This is a genomic window from Microcoleus sp. PH2017_24_DOB_U_A (assembly GCF_020738205.1).
Lineage (GTDB): Bacteria > Cyanobacteriota > Cyanobacteriia > Cyanobacteriales > Microcoleaceae > Microcoleus.
In genome coordinates, this window is the sequence record NZ_JAEQCT010000127.1 from 1 (window position 1) to 15,903 (window position 15,903).

Annotated in this window: 16 protein-coding genes and 1 pseudogene; 11 read left to right on the forward strand and 6 right to left on the reverse strand. The window is 46.0% G+C overall.

Annotation, left to right across the window (positions count from 1 at the left end; all coding sequences use genetic code 11):
• Positions 1-66 precede the first annotated feature (66 nt).
• Positions 67-339, reverse strand: coding sequence for an FGGY family carbohydrate kinase (locus JGK07_RS28970; protein ID WP_293243314.1), 273 nt, complete (start codon positions 337-339; stop codon positions 67-69).
• Between the two features lie 440 nt (positions 340-779).
• On the opposite strand from JGK07_RS28970, the gene JGK07_RS28975 reads away from it, so the two are divergent.
• A complete protein-coding gene (locus JGK07_RS28975) occupies positions 780-1,364 on the forward strand; it encodes a DUF99 family protein (protein ID WP_293175713.1) in 585 nt (194 codons plus the stop codon).
• 346 nt (positions 1,365-1,710) lie between these two features.
• On the opposite strand, the gene JGK07_RS28980 is transcribed toward JGK07_RS28975, so the two are convergent.
• Together JGK07_RS28980 and JGK07_RS28985 are read right to left on the reverse strand one after the other, a co-directional pair.
• A complete protein-coding gene (locus JGK07_RS28980; protein WP_293225667.1) occupies positions 1,711-2,919 on the reverse strand; it encodes a hypothetical protein in 1,209 nt (402 codons plus the stop codon).
• Between the two features lie 352 nt (positions 2,920-3,271).
• A complete protein-coding gene (locus JGK07_RS28985) occupies positions 3,272-3,478 on the reverse strand; it encodes a hypothetical protein (protein WP_293175709.1) in 207 nt (68 codons plus the stop codon).
• Between the two features lie 252 nt (positions 3,479-3,730).
• On the opposite strand from JGK07_RS28985, the gene apcA reads away from it, so the two are divergent.
• The 4 genes from apcA (at position 3,731) to JGK07_RS29005 (ending at position 7,048) form a co-directional block, all read left to right on the forward strand.
• Entirely contained in the window at positions 3,731-4,216 is a 486-nt protein-coding gene (apcA, locus tag JGK07_RS28990) for an allophycocyanin subunit alpha (protein ID WP_265234273.1), read from the forward strand.
• 176 nt (positions 4,217-4,392) lie between these two features.
• Positions 4,393-4,878 carry an allophycocyanin subunit beta gene (gene apcB / locus JGK07_RS28995; protein WP_293144548.1) on the forward strand — a complete coding sequence of 162 codons (486 nt, stop codon included), beginning with the start codon at positions 4,393-4,395 and terminating at the stop codon, positions 4,876-4,878.
• Between the two features lie 306 nt (positions 4,879-5,184).
• Positions 5,185-5,388 (forward strand): phycobilisome linker polypeptide, encoded by a 204-nt coding sequence (locus JGK07_RS29000; protein ID WP_006634929.1) that lies wholly within the window; start codon positions 5,185-5,187, stop codon positions 5,386-5,388.
• 439 nt (positions 5,389-5,827) lie between these two features.
• Positions 5,828-7,048, forward strand: coding sequence for an FtsW/RodA/SpoVE family cell cycle protein (locus tag JGK07_RS29005; RefSeq protein WP_293175707.1), 1,221 nt, complete (start codon positions 5,828-5,830; stop codon positions 7,046-7,048).
• A 73-nt stretch (positions 7,049-7,121) separates the two neighbouring features.
• Here the strand turns inward: JGK07_RS29005 and JGK07_RS29010 are convergent, their stop codons facing one another.
• Both JGK07_RS29010 and JGK07_RS29015 read right to left on the reverse strand, forming a co-directional pair.
• The gene (locus JGK07_RS29010; RefSeq protein ID WP_293175705.1) at positions 7,122-7,340 is read right to left on the reverse strand and encodes a hypothetical protein; all 219 of its coding nucleotides are present in this window, start codon (positions 7,338-7,340) and stop codon (positions 7,122-7,124) included.
• A gap of 71 nt (positions 7,341-7,411) precedes the next feature.
• Positions 7,412-8,065: a Crp/Fnr family transcriptional regulator gene (locus JGK07_RS29015; protein WP_293175703.1), complete on the reverse strand. Its 654-nt coding sequence runs from the start codon at positions 8,063-8,065 to the stop codon at positions 7,412-7,414.
• Between the two features lie 535 nt (positions 8,066-8,600).
• Here JGK07_RS29015 and JGK07_RS29020 point away from each other — a divergent pair.
• The 6 genes from JGK07_RS29020 (at position 8,601) to JGK07_RS29040 (ending at position 14,285) form a co-directional block, all read left to right on the forward strand.
• The gene (locus JGK07_RS29020) at positions 8,601-8,759 is read left to right on the forward strand and encodes a hypothetical protein (RefSeq protein ID WP_293175701.1); all 159 of its coding nucleotides are present in this window, start codon (positions 8,601-8,603) and stop codon (positions 8,757-8,759) included.
• Between the two features lie 167 nt (positions 8,760-8,926).
• Positions 8,927-9,826 (forward strand): Hsp33 family molecular chaperone HslO, encoded by a 900-nt coding sequence (gene hslO / locus JGK07_RS29025; RefSeq protein ID WP_293175699.1) that lies wholly within the window; start codon positions 8,927-8,929, stop codon positions 9,824-9,826.
• A gap of 180 nt (positions 9,827-10,006) precedes the next feature.
• Positions 10,007-10,261 carry a helix-turn-helix domain-containing protein gene (locus JGK07_RS33315; RefSeq protein WP_293175697.1) on the forward strand — a complete coding sequence of 85 codons (255 nt, stop codon included), beginning with the start codon at positions 10,007-10,009 and terminating at the stop codon, positions 10,259-10,261.
• Between the two features lie 122 nt (positions 10,262-10,383).
• Complete coding sequence (locus JGK07_RS33320) at positions 10,384-10,611, forward strand: hypothetical protein (RefSeq protein ID WP_366517070.1); 228 nt, start codon at positions 10,384-10,386, stop codon at positions 10,609-10,611.
• 85 nt (positions 10,612-10,696) lie between these two features.
• A complete protein-coding gene (locus JGK07_RS29035; protein ID WP_293175695.1) occupies positions 10,697-11,884 on the forward strand; it encodes a transposase in 1,188 nt (395 codons plus the stop codon).
• Between the two features lie 331 nt (positions 11,885-12,215).
• A complete protein-coding gene (locus JGK07_RS29040; RefSeq protein WP_293175692.1) occupies positions 12,216-14,285 on the forward strand; it encodes a hypothetical protein in 2,070 nt (689 codons plus the stop codon).
• Between the two features lie 29 nt (positions 14,286-14,314).
• On the opposite strand, the pseudogene JGK07_RS29045 reads toward JGK07_RS29040, so the two are convergent.
• Positions 14,315-15,596 (reverse strand): annotated as a pseudogene (locus tag JGK07_RS29045) (transposase).
• Between the last annotated feature and the right edge of the window lie 307 nt (positions 15,597-15,903).

Below are 15,903 nucleotides of genomic sequence, written 5' to 3' on the forward strand. Positions count from 1 at the left end.
ATTATGGTAATTTATTTGCTTTCTATTATGCCATCAACTTAGTCAGACAGACAATTGTCTGAGTATTTATACTGATTGCAAAAGTGGGATGCTCCCGTTGGTAATGCCGAGGGCTGCAATATCTTTCGCATCGATATTACCGATTTCCAGGGTATTTTTAATTACGCTTTGGGTTCGCCGCCAAATTTCCTCGGGATTGTGTTCCACCCATCCCGGTTGTGGATAGATTTGCTGGTGTTCTTGTTGGTTGCTGCAAATTATCTGTCCCAGGCGATCGAATATGATAAATCTGGTGCTGGTGGTTCCTTGATCTATTGCTGCTACGTATTTTTGAGACAAGAGTTTAAAACCTTTTTAAGTAGAAGAGAGGGTTGACAGTTGACAGTTTAGGTACGTAGTTGTGCTTGGGCGCTCTTTATAATATTAGGCAAGAGTGCTAATATTGAAATTACGTGCCTTGCCCCAAACGCGAGCCGACCTTTGAGCGCTACTTTTGGTGGTTTTATATTTTATATAGCCTTTCTCAAAAAGATGAGGTATGACTGGCATCAGTATAACCGCTTAGACTAAGAGGGCTGAAGCCCAACAACGTACCTCATCTTTCTGAGAACCGCTATATATCCTATCTAATAATAAAACCACCCTACTTAATTAAAGTGGGAGCGAATTCAGGAGCAGCTTCATATAAAATTGATATTAGCGTTCGAGTCTTTAAAGTCTATGATAATATGTAAAAGTCAAATTAATGTCAAAATTTTTAGTTTAGGGAAGTCCCTGCTTTGAAACTAGCAGAATTGCTCAGACTCGATCGCACAATTAAGGTTATTGGCTTTGACGACGCTCCGTTTTCTCGTACCAGCAGTAGTTTGGTGTCGATCGCAGGCGTGGTCTGCGGGGGGACTAGATTTGAAGGAATGGTCTGGGGACAAGTCCTCCCAGACGGATTAGATGCCACCGACGTAATTTGTCAGCTACTGCTAGGAGGGAAATTTTTACCGCAATTGCATCTCGTTTTGCTTGATGGAATTGCTTTCGGCGGCTTCAATATTATTGACCTTCCCAAGTTAGCATCGCGGCTGCAAATTCCTTGCGTTGCTGTCATGCGCCGCCAACCAGATTTAGCTGCTGTTGAAAAAGCCCTCGGTCATTTCTCAGATTCGGAATACCGTTTAGAATTGTTGCGCCGCGCTGGCAAAATTTACGCTTTTGAACCTTTCTTTTTTCAAGTGTGCGGCGAACAACCGGAAGTAATTGCACTGGTACTCCAGCGTTTGACTGATACTGGTAAGGTTCCTGAAGCTTTGCGTTTGGCTCATTTGATTGGGGCGGCTGTGATTACTGGCGTTAGCGGTAGTTCTGCTTGAATTTATTATCGGCAATTTAATTTACCGCCATAAAAAAGGTTCGTAGTGAGGACTTTAGTCCGCATCATTTATTATAAAACAAAAAGGTTCGTAGTGAGGACTTTAGTCCGCATCATTTCTTAGAGGACAAAAAGGTTCGTAGTTAGGACTTTAGTCCGCATCATTTCTTAGGAATGAGAATTAAATAACTTACAATTTTAATTATTGTGGTATGGGCGTCCCGCCCGTCTATAAAGGACGGGCGGGACGCCCATACCACTTTTAAGAGTGTAAATTATTTAATTCGCGATCCTTAGAGGACTAAAGTCCTCACTACGAACCTATGGGGATACGGATTTAAGATTATTTAGCTTCCGACAATCTCGCCCTCAAGTTCACCAAATTCGATTTTAGTTCCCAAGGCCAAAGTCACGGTACTTTCAGGTTCAATCATTTTCATGTCGCCTTGACTGTCTGTGGCCCACCAAGAGCGATCGCTCAAATTGATCAATCCTAAGGATAGCTCGTTTGGCGATCGAGAATTCACCAGCGCTACCACGCCGCTAGACGCCGTAGCCGTTAAACTCGGGATGTCAGAGGTGAATAGCTGAGTACCCGCAGTCAGAGGGATAACTCGACTTCCCAATGTCAGCAAAAATTGACCGTTGGCAAAAGCATTGGCTGGCGATGCTTGTGATAAAATAGTCGGCGTAACCCGAGCGGAAGTTGCAGTAGGCAAGTCAGAGTTTCCAACTGTAATTGTACAGTTACCGATTCTCTTTTGGTCGCCCGATCGCAAATAACTCACCGCCCCGCTATCAAAATTCTCGCAAACAATTTGACCCCCTTCCAATTGAAACCTCATGGCTAAAGGCGAAACATGAGGAATGTAGATAATAGACAAATTTTCATCGCTACCAAAAGTCACCGGTTCCGCACCAATAGTCAGAGTGCGATTGGTTCCGCTATCGTAACTAATTACCAGCCAAGCTTTGTTAAACAAAGTTTCGGCCACAACTAGCATAATTCCAATCCAAAAGCCGATCGCACCACAGCCAGCTAAACGGCCCGCCGTACCCGACAAAGTATAAGCAAACAGAATAAACAAACAACCGCCCAAAAGACCTCCCACACCGCCACCACCCGCGCCGCGCAGCATTCCTAAATTAGGAATGCGTTTAGAAAGTCCAAGTCCTAACAAACCGCCAGCTATTCCCCAGCAAATCACTCGCAATAGTTCATTTTCGCCGTCGCCAATCCCGCTAAAAATACCTTCAGCGATTGCTCCAGAAATAGCCCCCGCAATTACACCAAACAATCCGCCATTTTTTAAAGATTGTTTGATTTGGGGCTTGCCTTTGATATAGTAATAGTAGCCGAACATAATTGCAGTAGCAATTCCGCCGCCTACCAATCCAAACCAGCGAGATGTGGACAATACACTGTCAAAAACAGATGTTGAATCATTGAGATGGTGCATGAAAGGTTCAGTGATGAGATTGCCGGCGAAACCGCCGACAGCACCGCTAATCCCAAACTGCAAAGCTTTTTTAAGGGCTGATAGATTTCTTTTCACGGCGCACCTGGTTAAAAGTGAGAGTCGATCGATTTTGGATTTTAGATTTTGGATTTTAGATTTCACCGATGAGTCTGGAAAATTGCACCTTAATCTAAAATTTGGGTTGCTCCGCGTCCGAGTGTGGGAAACTTGTATCCGTTTTTGGACGAGAGTCAAATTTAGCTACAAGCTTAAAAGTCGCCATTTCCGATCGACACCTGTCACCCCTCAGTCTTCCGCACCTCTGTTTGACACAGAAGTTTTTTAGCCTCGCGCCGTCGCCTTCGGGACAAGCCGCTGAAGGTTCGATGGCTGTAATCCTTGCTGATATAAGATTTTAGCGATTTCTTGACTTTGAATTTTTAACGAATTAGACGCCACCGAGGGCCCAAAAATGAAAAGGAATGTTACAAACTATTACGGTAACACTCAGAATGTGAACATAATGCCTCAAAATACTTGCGAGAGGTAGTTGCGTTAGAGAAGCAATATCCTGACTAACTGCCGAACAGTCACTCGATCGCCACTTACGGATCTGCTGCAATCTCGATCGTAGATTAAAGATCGCATCAATCATTTGTGGTATTCTAAGCGACAGGCTCAGTGCGGCCACAAAAAAACGCACCGGCGTGAAGAACGAGCGTCGTCAAACAGCGAAGGCAGACACCCGGTAACAACTTCAGCAGTTGCAGGCTGTGGAAAGTCCACCCTTCCCCGTCAAAGCTCCAGCCACCAGCGAAGCGAAAGGTACGGGATGAAAGCGCCCGAACGTCGCTAGTTCAACGCGGAGCAGTTCGCAATTGCAAAATATCCAGCGGGTACACACAAGATGAGTATCGTCACCAAATCAATCGTCAACGCAGACGCTGAAGCTCGTTACCTGAGCCCAGGCGAATTAGACCGCATCAAGAGCTTCGTCACCTCTGGTGAACGCCGCGTCCGCATCGCCCAAATTTTGAGCGAATCCCGCGAACGTATCGTCAAAACAGCCGGCGACCAACTTTTCCAAAAGCGCCCTGATGTTGTTTCTCCCGGCGGCAACGCTTACGGCGAAGAAATGACCGCAACTTGCTTGCGCGACTTGGATTACTACCTGCGTTTGATCACCTACGGAATCGTAGCTGGCGACATTACTCCGATCGAAGAAATCGGTATTGTCGGCGTCCGCGAAATGTACAACTCTCTCGGAACCCCGATTGCAGCAGTTGCCGAAGGCGTCCGCGCTATGAAAAATGCAGCTTCTTCGCTGCTCTCTGGAGAAGATGCTTCCGAAGCTTCCTCTTACTTCGACTACGTTATCGGTGCGATGCAGTAAGGAATTTAGGTTTTTGATTATAGATTTTTGATTGAACAATCGAGGGTTACTGATAACAAGCCAAAAGCTTTTGCAGATAATCAACTACTTGTAAATCTCAAATCCCCAATCCCAAATCTAAAATTCTAGCTCCAAAATTGGACTGACTCAGCCACTTTCTAGGAAACAAGACAACCATGCAAGACGCAATTACCGCCGTTATCAATACCTCTGACGTTCAAGGTAAGTACCTGGACAGCAGCGCATTAGACAAGCTCAAGAACTACTTCGCTTCTGGTGAACTGCGCGTCCGCGCCGCTACCGCCATCAGCGCCAATGCAGCCACAATCGTCAAAGAAGCAGTTGCTAAGTCTCTGTTGTACTCTGACGTAACTCGTCCCGGTGGCAATATGTACACCACTCGTCGTTATGCAGCTTGCATTCGCGACTTGGACTACTACCTCCGCTACGCCACCTACGCCATGCTAGCTGGCGACCCTTCCATCCTTGACGAGCGCGTGCTCAACGGTTTGAAAGAAACCTACAACTCCTTGGGCGTGCCCATCGGTTCTACCGTACAAGCAATCCAAGCAATGAAAGAAGTCACCGCCGGTTTGGTCGGTTCTGACGCTGGTAAAGAAATGGGCGTCTATTTCGACTACATCTGCTCTGGCTTGAGCTAAATCTAAGGAAGAAGGAAGAAGGAAGAAGGAAGAAGGAAGAAGGAAGAAGGAAGAAGGAAGAAGATTTATTTCTTACCTCCTTTAACTCTTAACTTTTAACTTTTAACTTTTAACTTTTAACTTTGGACTTATTACCTTTAGCTTTGAAAGAAGTCAGGGAAATTGAGAGTGATTGCTAGACCGTCAAAGGCCAGTCGAGAACGCCCGACGAGTTTTAACGAGCTAGTTTTGACTCCTAACTCCCTGACTTCAATCTTTTTAAAATCCATCTAAAAATCTGTAAACCTACTCAGGAGTTTGTTTCCCATGAGAATGTTTAAAGTGACTGCTTGCGTCCCCAGCCAAACTCGCATCCGCACTCAGCGCGAATTGCAAAATACCTATTTTACTAAGCTCGTTCCCTATGACAACTGGTTCCGGGAACAGCAAAGAATTATGAAAATGGGCGGCAGAATTATTAAAGTGCAACTGGCTACCGGTAAGCCCGGAGCTAATACTGGCTTACTTTAAAATCCGAGAATGGATTGATAGAGGGGAAGAGGTCGCGATCGACCTCTTTTTTTGTTTGTTATGATTTTAGCTAGGCTGTTCCACATTAAAATTGGATATTTGAGGCGGGCTAGAAGCCCACCCCACAAGAGGTTGATTATTTCTTGACGTGCAATTTAAATGCTAATTAGCTGATAAGACTTATGCACTCGCCCACAAATAAACCGGGTTTTTAAATCGACATTGAGGGTTTTAAGCAAATATTTGGCTAAAAAACCCGGTTTTTGACCACCGCGAATTAAGCTGGCGTGCATCTGATGTTTACAATCTTGTTTCTTGAAATTCTTGTGGGGTGGGCTTCTAGCCCGCCCCCAAATTAAATTCAAATGCACAACAGCTTAACTAATGATAAAGTTCGCGAGCTCTTAAGCTCGCACTCATAACTCATAACTCATAACTAATGACTAATGATATTCGACGCTTCATTCCATTTTTTGACCCCAGCGCGTCGCAATGGGCTGCGGAGGCCCGATGGCTGCGGTGGCTGACTTTTTTGTGGCTGTTTGTAGGGCTGACAGCATTGTTTTCAGCTTCCTATCCCATTGCCAATTCCGAATTGGGAGACGGCCTTTACTATTTTAAGCGGCAACTAATCGCAGTGGCGATCGGGCTGGCGGGCTTTAACTTAATGGTTTACTCCCCCCTGCGTTACCTGATGAAAACAGCTCAGTTGGGAATTCTGGTGCTGCTGGGAGTGCTGTGGTTGACCTTAATTCCGGGAGTGGGAACCACAGTCAACGGCGCAACTCGCTGGATATCTTTGGGCCCGGTGCCGATTATTCAACCTTCTGAGTTGATTAAACCGTTTTTCGTTCTGCAAAGCGCCCGCATTTTCGGCAACTGGCCTCGATTGACAAACAAAGTTCGGTTTACTTGGTTGTTAATTTTTGGTGCGATGCTGTTGGGCATTTTGTTGCAGCCGAATTTGAGTACCACGGCTTTGTGCGGGATGACTTTGTGGTTGGTGGCTTTGGCGGCGGGCTTACCTTACTTGCAGTTGGGTGGAACGGCTATAGGGGGAATGCTGTTGGCGGTTTTAAGTATTAGTTTTAAGGAATATCAGCGCCGCCGGATTATGTCTTTTCTCAATCCTTGGGCTGATGCGATGCAGGATGGTTATCAGTTGGTTCAAAGTCTGCTGGCTGTGGGTTCTGGCGGGATTTGGGGCGTTGGTTTGGGGATGTCTCAGCAAAAGTTATTTTATTTGCCGATTCAGTACAGCGATTTTATTTTTGCTGTGTTTGCTGAGGAGTTTGGTTTGGTGGGAGGTTTCTCGCTGTTACTGATGTTGGCGGCTTACGCTACTGTGGCTTTGAGGGTGGCGATGCGGGCGCGGAATGCTGAGTCTCAGTTGGTGGCGATTGGGGTGATGGTGGTGATGGTGGGACAGTCGCTGCTGAATATTGGGGTGGCGACGGGGGTTTTGCCGACTACGGGTTTGCCGCTGCCGTTTTTTAGTTATGGCGGTTCTTCGATGGTGGCGAGTTTGTTGTTGTCGGGGTTGCTGATTCGGGTGGCTAGGGAGAGTTCTGAGGCTGAGGTGGTTTCTCTGGATGGACGGCGGGGACAGCCGTCCAAGCCGAAGTTGCGATCGACCAACGGCAATACACAAGCTGAGTAATTTGTCAAGTTATTTCCGCTAAAACAAGCCCATGAATAAGACGGTATAGACGCGGTTTCAACCGCCGTTTTATCTATTGCCGCCCGTCACCCTTATTTGGCGGTTCTTCTTGTTTTTCTTGAGGTTTAGCTGTGATATCAGTTAATTCTTTTTTGTCTGGTTTTGGTGTTTCTGGAGTTGAGTTAGCCATTGGTTTATTGTTTAAGTAGATGCACCGTTTAATTATATCTTTTTTGACTGCAAAGGTATTGCTGTAGATCGCGGGAGCAATATCGAGACCAACAATTCTCATGCAGTGGGGTTTGATAGCCAATACTCGAAGACTTTATGTAGAGTGTAGATGCGAATAGATAGATGTCGGTTCTAGACTGCTTGAGGGTTGCAGCCAAACAAATCGGAGGTGGACGCAAAAACACCTTTATTAAGTATTAAATGCCGATCGCCATCTCGACTGATTAACCCTTGCTGCTGCAATTTTCCCAACATTCGCGTTACCGTTACGCGAGTCGTGCAAATAGTATTAGCAATATCTTGATGTGTCAAGCGGATGCTCAAACGAGTTCCCTCAACCACAGGCTGACCGAAGTCCTGTTGCAATAATAGCAGAAGTTGATACAAACGGTCTTCTACTCGGCGCTGTCCGGCGATCGCCAAAATTGATTCCATTTGTCGCAGCCGCCGCACCATTTGAGGCAACAACTCGTGAGCCAATTGAGGAGAAGCTTCAATTTCCACCATAGAATACCACATCAAATAAACGTCTGATGTTGCCGTAGCTCGGTAAGTCTGCAAGGAAGTCAACCACAAACCGAAACACATCGAAGGCCCCACCCAACCCAAAAGTCCTTCTTCTCCGGTGGGATAAAGGGTACTCAGTTGTGCTAAACCTTGACAGACGCGCCAAAGGCCTTGGGACATTAAAGGAATGGTTTCGCCCTTTGCATAAAAATGCAAGTTTCGAGTTGCTCCTGTGTTATGCTGGACTTCCGCTAAAAGTGCTTTCGATGTTGGTGGCATATCCGTTATTTCCAGCTAAAAAACATTAGTGTGAGACCTAGCGATCTCACTCTAACCGACCCAGGTAAAGGTTAGGTGATCGTTAGGTTAGCGGGAGTATAAGCTTTATCTACATTCAAATTCTGTATCAACAATTACTCAAGCTATGAGTGTGACATTGCTCAGAGTATCGTCGGAATATGTAATTTAAATGCTCAATAGCTTAAATTTTAAACATTATTTGAATCCCAATACGGTTCAGTTAAGACTTTCAATATAGATAAAATAACGATCTATAAAATAGACTTTGCGATTGCTTTCCTACGGCTCAAGTTCATAAGATTGTTCCTTGCAACGACCAAAAAATACTAACCAAGCGTATTGAGTTAAATGCAAATTTGATATCACATACTCTTAAACTTTCAAGGTGATTAATTGAGCAATTTATTCAGTCTAAAAATCTAAAGCCATCTGCTTTCGACTTCGGGAATTACTTGCACATCATCAAGTTCGGTGACTGCTTCTTCAAATCTGAGCCAGCGAACAACAGCGGTAAATGCGTGACAGCGTGCAGGAATGTCCCGCGCGATCGAATATTCGCCAAAAACCAGGCGTTGCTGATTTACGGTATGAAAGGCTAAATATGCCAGTCATAGAAACCAGTATCGACAAAGCTTGGGGATTTTCAACTTATTTTTTTTCATACCCTGATTAAGCAACGCAATTTTTATATGATGAGAATAAAACGGCATTGCGTCGCAGCCCCCGCACCCTGAGGAGTCGTGAAGCTCGATCGCCCTTCCGAACTGACCATTTGCTGCGACAACCTTCAAGAACTTCTAAAATAGTTCCAGCAGTATCAAAAGACAAGTCAGGTTTTTCATGGCCGATCAATTAATTCGCGCTACAGCCGCAGATGGTGGAATTCGCGCTGTAGCCGTCATTACCACCCGCCTCACCGAAGAAGCAAGAGGGCGGCACAAGCTCTCCTACGTCGCTACAGCAGCCCTCGGACGCACAATGTCAGCAGGGCTGTTACTCGCTTCCAGCATGAAGCGGCCCGAATCGAGAGTCAACATTCGCATCAAAGGAGATGGGCCCCTAGGCGGACTTCTGGTTGATGCGGGACTTGATGGGACGGTTCGAGGTTATGTCAGCAATCCCTCAGTGGAATTGCCGCCCAATGCTAAAGGCAAACTTGATGTCGGCGGCGCCATCGGTGACGGCTATTTGTATGTGGTGCGCGACGCTGGATACGGCTTCCCTTACTCAAGTACGGTAGAATTGGTTTCCGGCGAAATTGGGGACGATCTGACTCACTATTTGGCAACCTCGGAACAGACTCCTTCGGCTCTGGTTTTGGGGGTGTTTGTGGGGGCGGCGGGGGTGCAAGCTTCTGGGGGCGTGCTGTTGCAGGTTATGCCGAAGGCGGCGACGGATGAAGAACTTGTGCAAACTCTAGAATCTAGGGTGACTGCACTGTCGGGCTTTACGCCGTTGCTACAATCGGGCAAAACGCTGCACCAGATTCTGGAAGAGTTGCTGGGTGATATGGGCCTGGAAATTTTCCCGGAAACTCAGATGGTGCGCTTTCACTGTGGCTGTTCGTTCGATCGAGTTTTGGGAGCTCTGAAAATGTTGGGCGAAGCCGAACTCCAAGACATGATCGAAAAAGATGGCGGGGCTGAGGCTACTTGCCATTTCTGCAATGAGGTTTACAAGGCTAACAGCGACGAACTTGCCGAACTAATTGGCGATTTGCGATCGAATTCCGGTTCTTGAGACCATAATGTGTAATTGGCTCTATTGAGTGCGAGTTGGGGATGACCGAAAAACCAGGAGCAAGCCCCTGGCGACCGACTTGGGGATAAGCCGGAGGCGACTTCAGTCGCCTAGAACTCTACGTCGAGGAATTTGAATAAACGGAATATTATTTATTCAGGCTGGTTGTAAAATGGTGCAATGTTGAATCTCACCTACGAATACAAACTCATTCCCACCGACGCACAACGCGAAACTATCGACCAGTGGCTGACTATCTGCCGCAAGGTCTACAACTTTGCATTGCGAGAACGGAAGGATTGGGTGAACTCCCGTAAGTGTGATGTCAACTCATGCAGCATCCGGCAGGAATACATTATCCCCGCTGATGCACCCCGTCCAACCTTTGCGCGGAGCGTGCAAAACGCTTTCCCAGGCAAAGCAGTTGATTCCTGAACTGAAGCTACCTCATACCCATGTCTTGCAACAGGTGTTGCGCTTTCTTAGAGGCAGCGTTTGTGGCGATGTGCGATCGGGGGCACGGGTTTCCTAGGTTTAAAAAGCCGATGCGCTCATTTGTGTTTCCGCAATTAAACCTAGAATCCGTTCAACGTTTTGAGGGTGCAGACTGGGTTAATTTGCCTAAGATTGGCCCCGTCAAGATACATCTATCGCGCCCGATTTTAGAGGGGTTTGAAGTTAAGCAAATTCGTATTGTGAAGCGAGCATCTGGTTACTATGCCATGCTCACTTTGCAATGTGATGTTGAAGTTCCTCAAGCATTGCTATCGGGACAATGGGTCTAAAGCCCCGTCCTTATAGGACGGCTTTAATTATTCCTGACTTTTTTGGCAAAACCTAGTATAATAGAGCAAGAACAAAAGTAAAAAAATGAAAGCAAGGTATCAATACAGATTTTATCCAACCGACCAACAAAAACAGAGCTTGGCTCAATTATTTGGTTGTGTTCGAGTGGTCTGGAATGATGCACTTGCACTTTGCAAGCAATCTGAAAAGAAACCCAAATCAGCAGAACTTCAGAAACTAATAATCACTCAGGGTAAGCAAACAGAAAAGAGGGCATGGCTGAGTGAAGTATCGGCAATCCCCTTACAACAGTCAATAGCAGACTTAGAGACAGCGTTTAAAAACTTCTTTGAGTCTTGCAAGGGACAAAGAAAAGGGCGCTCAAGCGGCTATCCCAATTTCAAAAAGCGCGCAAACAGTCAGTCTGCAAGATTAACTCGCGGGGGGTTTTCAATCAAGGGAGATGGGGTTTATTTAGCCAAGATTGGAGTTGTTAATCCAGTCTGGTCTAGGAAATTGCCGTCAGTTCCTAGTTCTGTAACCGTTATCAAAGACTGTGCCAATCGCTATTTCTTAAGCTTTGTTGTAGAGATTAATCCCGATCTAGTCGAAGCCAAAAACCACAGCATCGGCATCGATCTGGGCATTAAAACCTTTGCAGTAATGAGTGATGGAACATCAGCTCAAAGCCCAATCTACAAGCAGCTAGACCGAAGAATTCGCTCTCTTCAACGCAAGCTAGCAAGGCAACTCAAAGACTCAAAACGCCGAAATAAAACCCGGCTTCAAATTGCCAAACTGCATAACCAAATTGCAGACACGCGCAAAGACTTCCTGCACAAACTGTCAAGCAAAATAGTTAACGAAAACCAAGTAATTGTTTTAGAAGATTTGAACGTGTCTGGCATGGTCAAGAATCGCAAACTTGCGCTTAGCATTAGTCAGCAAGGATGGTATGAGTTTAGGGTACTGTGTGAGGCTAAATCTGAACAGCTAGGCAGGGAATTTAGGGTAATTAGTCGCTGGGAACCTACCAGTCAGGTGTGTGCAGATTGCGGGTTTAAGTGGGGCAAATTAGACCTCTCTATTCGTTCGCTGTTGTGCCTTAATTGTGGCACTCAGCAAGACAGGGATTTGAATGCTGCGAGAAATATAGAAAAAGTCGGGATAGGGCATTGCCACGACTCTAAACGGGCGCAGAGGGGACGTAAGACTACTTCGGTAGCAGACCCCTGTGAAGCGTCAAGAATCACCGCACTTTTAGGGCGGTGAGTATGTCAACTAATCACGAAATTTTGTTTGGGGCGTTGTGGGCGATGGCGTCGGGCCCCGCAAGCTACGGCTCTTGCAGTGTTCCGCCTGCAGGAGTATTTCATTCAGTTGACAGTTGACAGTTGACAGTTGACAGTTGACCTCTACCTAGAAGGAAGTGGATTGGAGTAATGAATAATCTTCTTTTAAATTATCCCCATAAGGGATAGGCTTGAAACCAATTCTTTCTGGTAAAAGTGATGGATACATTCTATAGAGCAGTGGATATCAGCGATCGCAGTTTTAAAATAACTAACACTGGCTGGTTGCTGTTTGTGGTGAGCGGAGATTTATGAGTCAAGATCGCAAAACACCAGGCCGTTGGTCTGCATCAGAATCCTTGGAGTCAAAAAAGGATACTTCCTCGCTAGTGCCAATTCCAGCCAGGAAAAATCGCGCTGAGCGACTTAAAGAAATCCGAGATTTGGTTACTTCAGGAAAACTGCCGGGAGGGCATCTGGAACAGCAGCCGAAAGAGTCTGGAGAAAACTCGCAACCGCCACGTGACCCCTATCGGCTGTGGCGCTTCTGGTCGAAAAAATGGCAGTTTTGGCTGGCGGTGAGTTTGCTGATGTCGGTGGGTATGGGGTTTGTGGCAATTTCGTCTTTGCTAAACCTAACCTCGCAGTCGAATTGCTCGAAGATTTTTTGGCCGACGGCTTCTGCTAACGATCGCTTTTTTTGCGCTCAAGAAGCAGCCAGCAAGCGGACGGCGGATGATTTGCTGCGGGCGATCGAATTAGTGAACGCTTTGCCCCAAGATCACCCGCTACGATCGAGAATTAACGGTCAGATCGATCGCTGGTCGCAGGATATTCTCAGGTTGGGAAATTCTAGTTTCCAAGAAGGAAAGCTGGATGAGGCGATCGCGATCGCCCGCAAGGTTCCTCAAGACGTTCCCGCTTACGCGACGGTGCGACAGCAGATTGAAAAGTGGCAGTCAACATGGAGCGATGCAGAGAAACTTTACCGCACGGCAGAAGACCACTTGCGTCAGGAAGAGTGGGGGCTGGCTTTCCGCCAAGCTACTCTGCTGTTGGATACGGGAAATACTTTCTGGGAATCGACGAAGTATGAGGAACTCACTAAGGTAATTCAGACGACAAAGGCTGAGGGCAATAAGTTGGTAAAAGCCAGAAATACAGCCTCGGAGGGAGGGCTGGACAATCTGGTGACGGGGATTAAACTGGCTCAGGGCATCGATCAAAAGAGTTATTTGTATCAAGCTGCCAATAAGCTGATCGCGGAATTTAGCAAGAAAGTGATGGCGATCGCCCAAAAACGCTTGCAAGCAGGGGATTGGCAGCAGGCGATCTCGATCGCTAACAAGATTCCAGAGGCTGCAAATTTAAAGGAACAAGTACAGGATTTTAACGAATTGGCTCAGGCTACGGCTCAGGCTTTGACCGGCTCTGTTGATGGTTTGTCTAAGGCGATCGATCTGGCTCAAAAGTTGAAAGACGGCCGCCCTTTGTACAAACAAGCTCAAGATTTAGTCGGCCGCTGGCAGCAAGAAATGGCTGATGTGAAAATTTTGGATTTGGCAAGTAGGCTGGCAGCGCCGGGAGGGGTCAAGGACTTGAGGGCTGCGATCAGCCAATTGCAAACAGTCCCGGAATCAAATCCCCGCTCTAAGGAAGCTCGGACTCAAATCGATCGCTTGAGCCGTCAAATCGAACTGCTAGAAGACAGTCCGTACCTGCAAAGAGCTAACGATTTAGCGACTACCGGCGATCCAAATTCTCTGGAAGCAGCCGTAGCTCAAGCTTCTCGGATCGGCCAAGGAAGAGCGCTTTACGGGGAAGCTCAAACCAAAATTCAAGCTTGGATCGAGAGAAGACAGCGCCTTCAAGACCAGCCGTTTTTGGAGAGAGCTCAGCAACTAGCGGCTAGGGGTAATTTGGCCGAGGCCATTGAGATGGCACGCCGGATTCGATCGGGACGGGTGCTATATGAGGAAGCTCGATCGAACATTCGGACTTGGGAAGCTCAATTGCAGGGCGAGCAAGGCTTGCAGAGCGCCCGTCAGGCCGCCCAAGCGGGAACTGCTGACTCCTTGCAAGCAGCAATTACGCTAGCCCTTCAGGTACCCGATACGAGTTCGCTCCGCTGGCAGGCTAGTGAGGCGATCGAGGAGTGGAGCCAGCGAATTTTGGCGATGGGTGTGGAACAATCGTCGTCGGATCTGGCTGGGGCGATCGCGACTTTAAAGAAAATTCCCTCCGGTTCTCGGGCTTTTGAGCAAGCGCGATCGCAAATCAAAATTTGGGAGGAATCGCTGAATCCTCCGGCTGCTGAGTCACCGACTGTGGCTCCCGAACCCCCGGAAACCGAGCCACCAAGCCGGTCTCCGAGCCGTTAGGCTATAGCTGGTAAAAGTATAGTCATCTATTACATGACATGGGAGGCATTGAGTCCCTCCCCTTTCGCTTTCACTTTGAGCGGATTAACCCGCCTCGGCTGAGCTACACAGCTCCCTATCAAGAGTGCTAAAAGCATTTGGGATTGCTTTTCTTAAGATATTATAAGACCCATTAACATCGGCATTAATCAATCGACCCAACGACGTTTTGTACAATCCTCTCTTAATTCGCGAACCGCTAAATGTGACATCCTGAGATCCAATATTTCCGTAGACAGGAATTGGATCTAAATTCAGAAAATTCGATTTGGAAGTATAGGATTCCTCTTGCTCTATTACCTTTATTCCAACCAATTCAGCTTTGTATTTCAACATTTCAATTAGCCGAGCATGAGGAATATTGACAAAGTTTTGATTGGTTCTCTTGCCTAAATTAATCTCATTTTTCCATTGTAAGTTTTTGCCAATTACTAGCATCCCTATCTTTTGTGATGCGAGCAGATTGATTATCTGGCGACTGGTATGATGCAAGTAATTATCAACTTTTTGATGGCGGCAACGAGTTAGGCGCCCAAGACGTGATGACGAGCAGCGGTTTCCTTTTAATTGAGATTGCAGTTGTGCTTTACGTTTGTTGTAGAATTGATTAATTGATTTGAGTGGTCGCCCGTTTATCAGTAAAGGGACAAACCCCGGCTGATTTGAAGTTAGCGCTACTAAATTATTCAATCCTAAATCGATACTACCTACTAATTCTTTTTTGTTTTCGATGGTGGGCTCCGGCTGAGTACAGGCATTGTAAATTACCTCAATTACATAGGAATCACATTTTGGCACTAATCTAATTTGACAAATTTTCTCTGGTTTGACCTGGGTTTTAATTAAAATATTAGTACCGGAAAGCTTGATAATTCCTTTCTTGAGTTCCTTGCTACTAATGGCTTGAATCGTATAGACTAGAATATTCCGACCCTTGACTTTATCTTTGTACTTCGGTAATTTCGGGCGACCGCTAAATTTTGTGGGGTTATTTTTGTAAGCTTTGACTGCTTCAAAAAAAGACTTCCAATTTTTGTCTAATATCATTAATATTTGTTGACTTACCTTGGCTGGCAATTCTTTGTATGCTTGATGAGATTTCATCAAACGATTCATTTCGTTGTAATTGATATAACCCCATCCGTAAACAAAACTTTGACGGATAATGTAGTTAGCGGCGTTATACAAATTTTTGGATTTAAAGGCTAGTACATCAATTTCAATAAAACGGTGTTCGGTGGATTTAATGATGTGTCTCTCTGCTAGTTGCATTTAGACTCTCCATTTTTTAACGATCGCTATAATTCTCGCTTGTTGACCTTCTGACTATATGATACTACCATTGCTTACTATTGCTTGCAAACTTAATGAAGTTTTATAATACCATTTTGGATTTGGGATTTTTAAGTTTTCCGTAAGGTGTGTCGCCATAGCCAATCTTCAAAAAAGACCGACAATCTAATAGCGACGCACCAGGGAGCCAGGGCGAACGCATCTAAACTTTATATTAACAGAATATGGTATATTGGACAAGAATTATTGAGTAACTACAAAACATTTAATTAGGGTTCACCTGTAT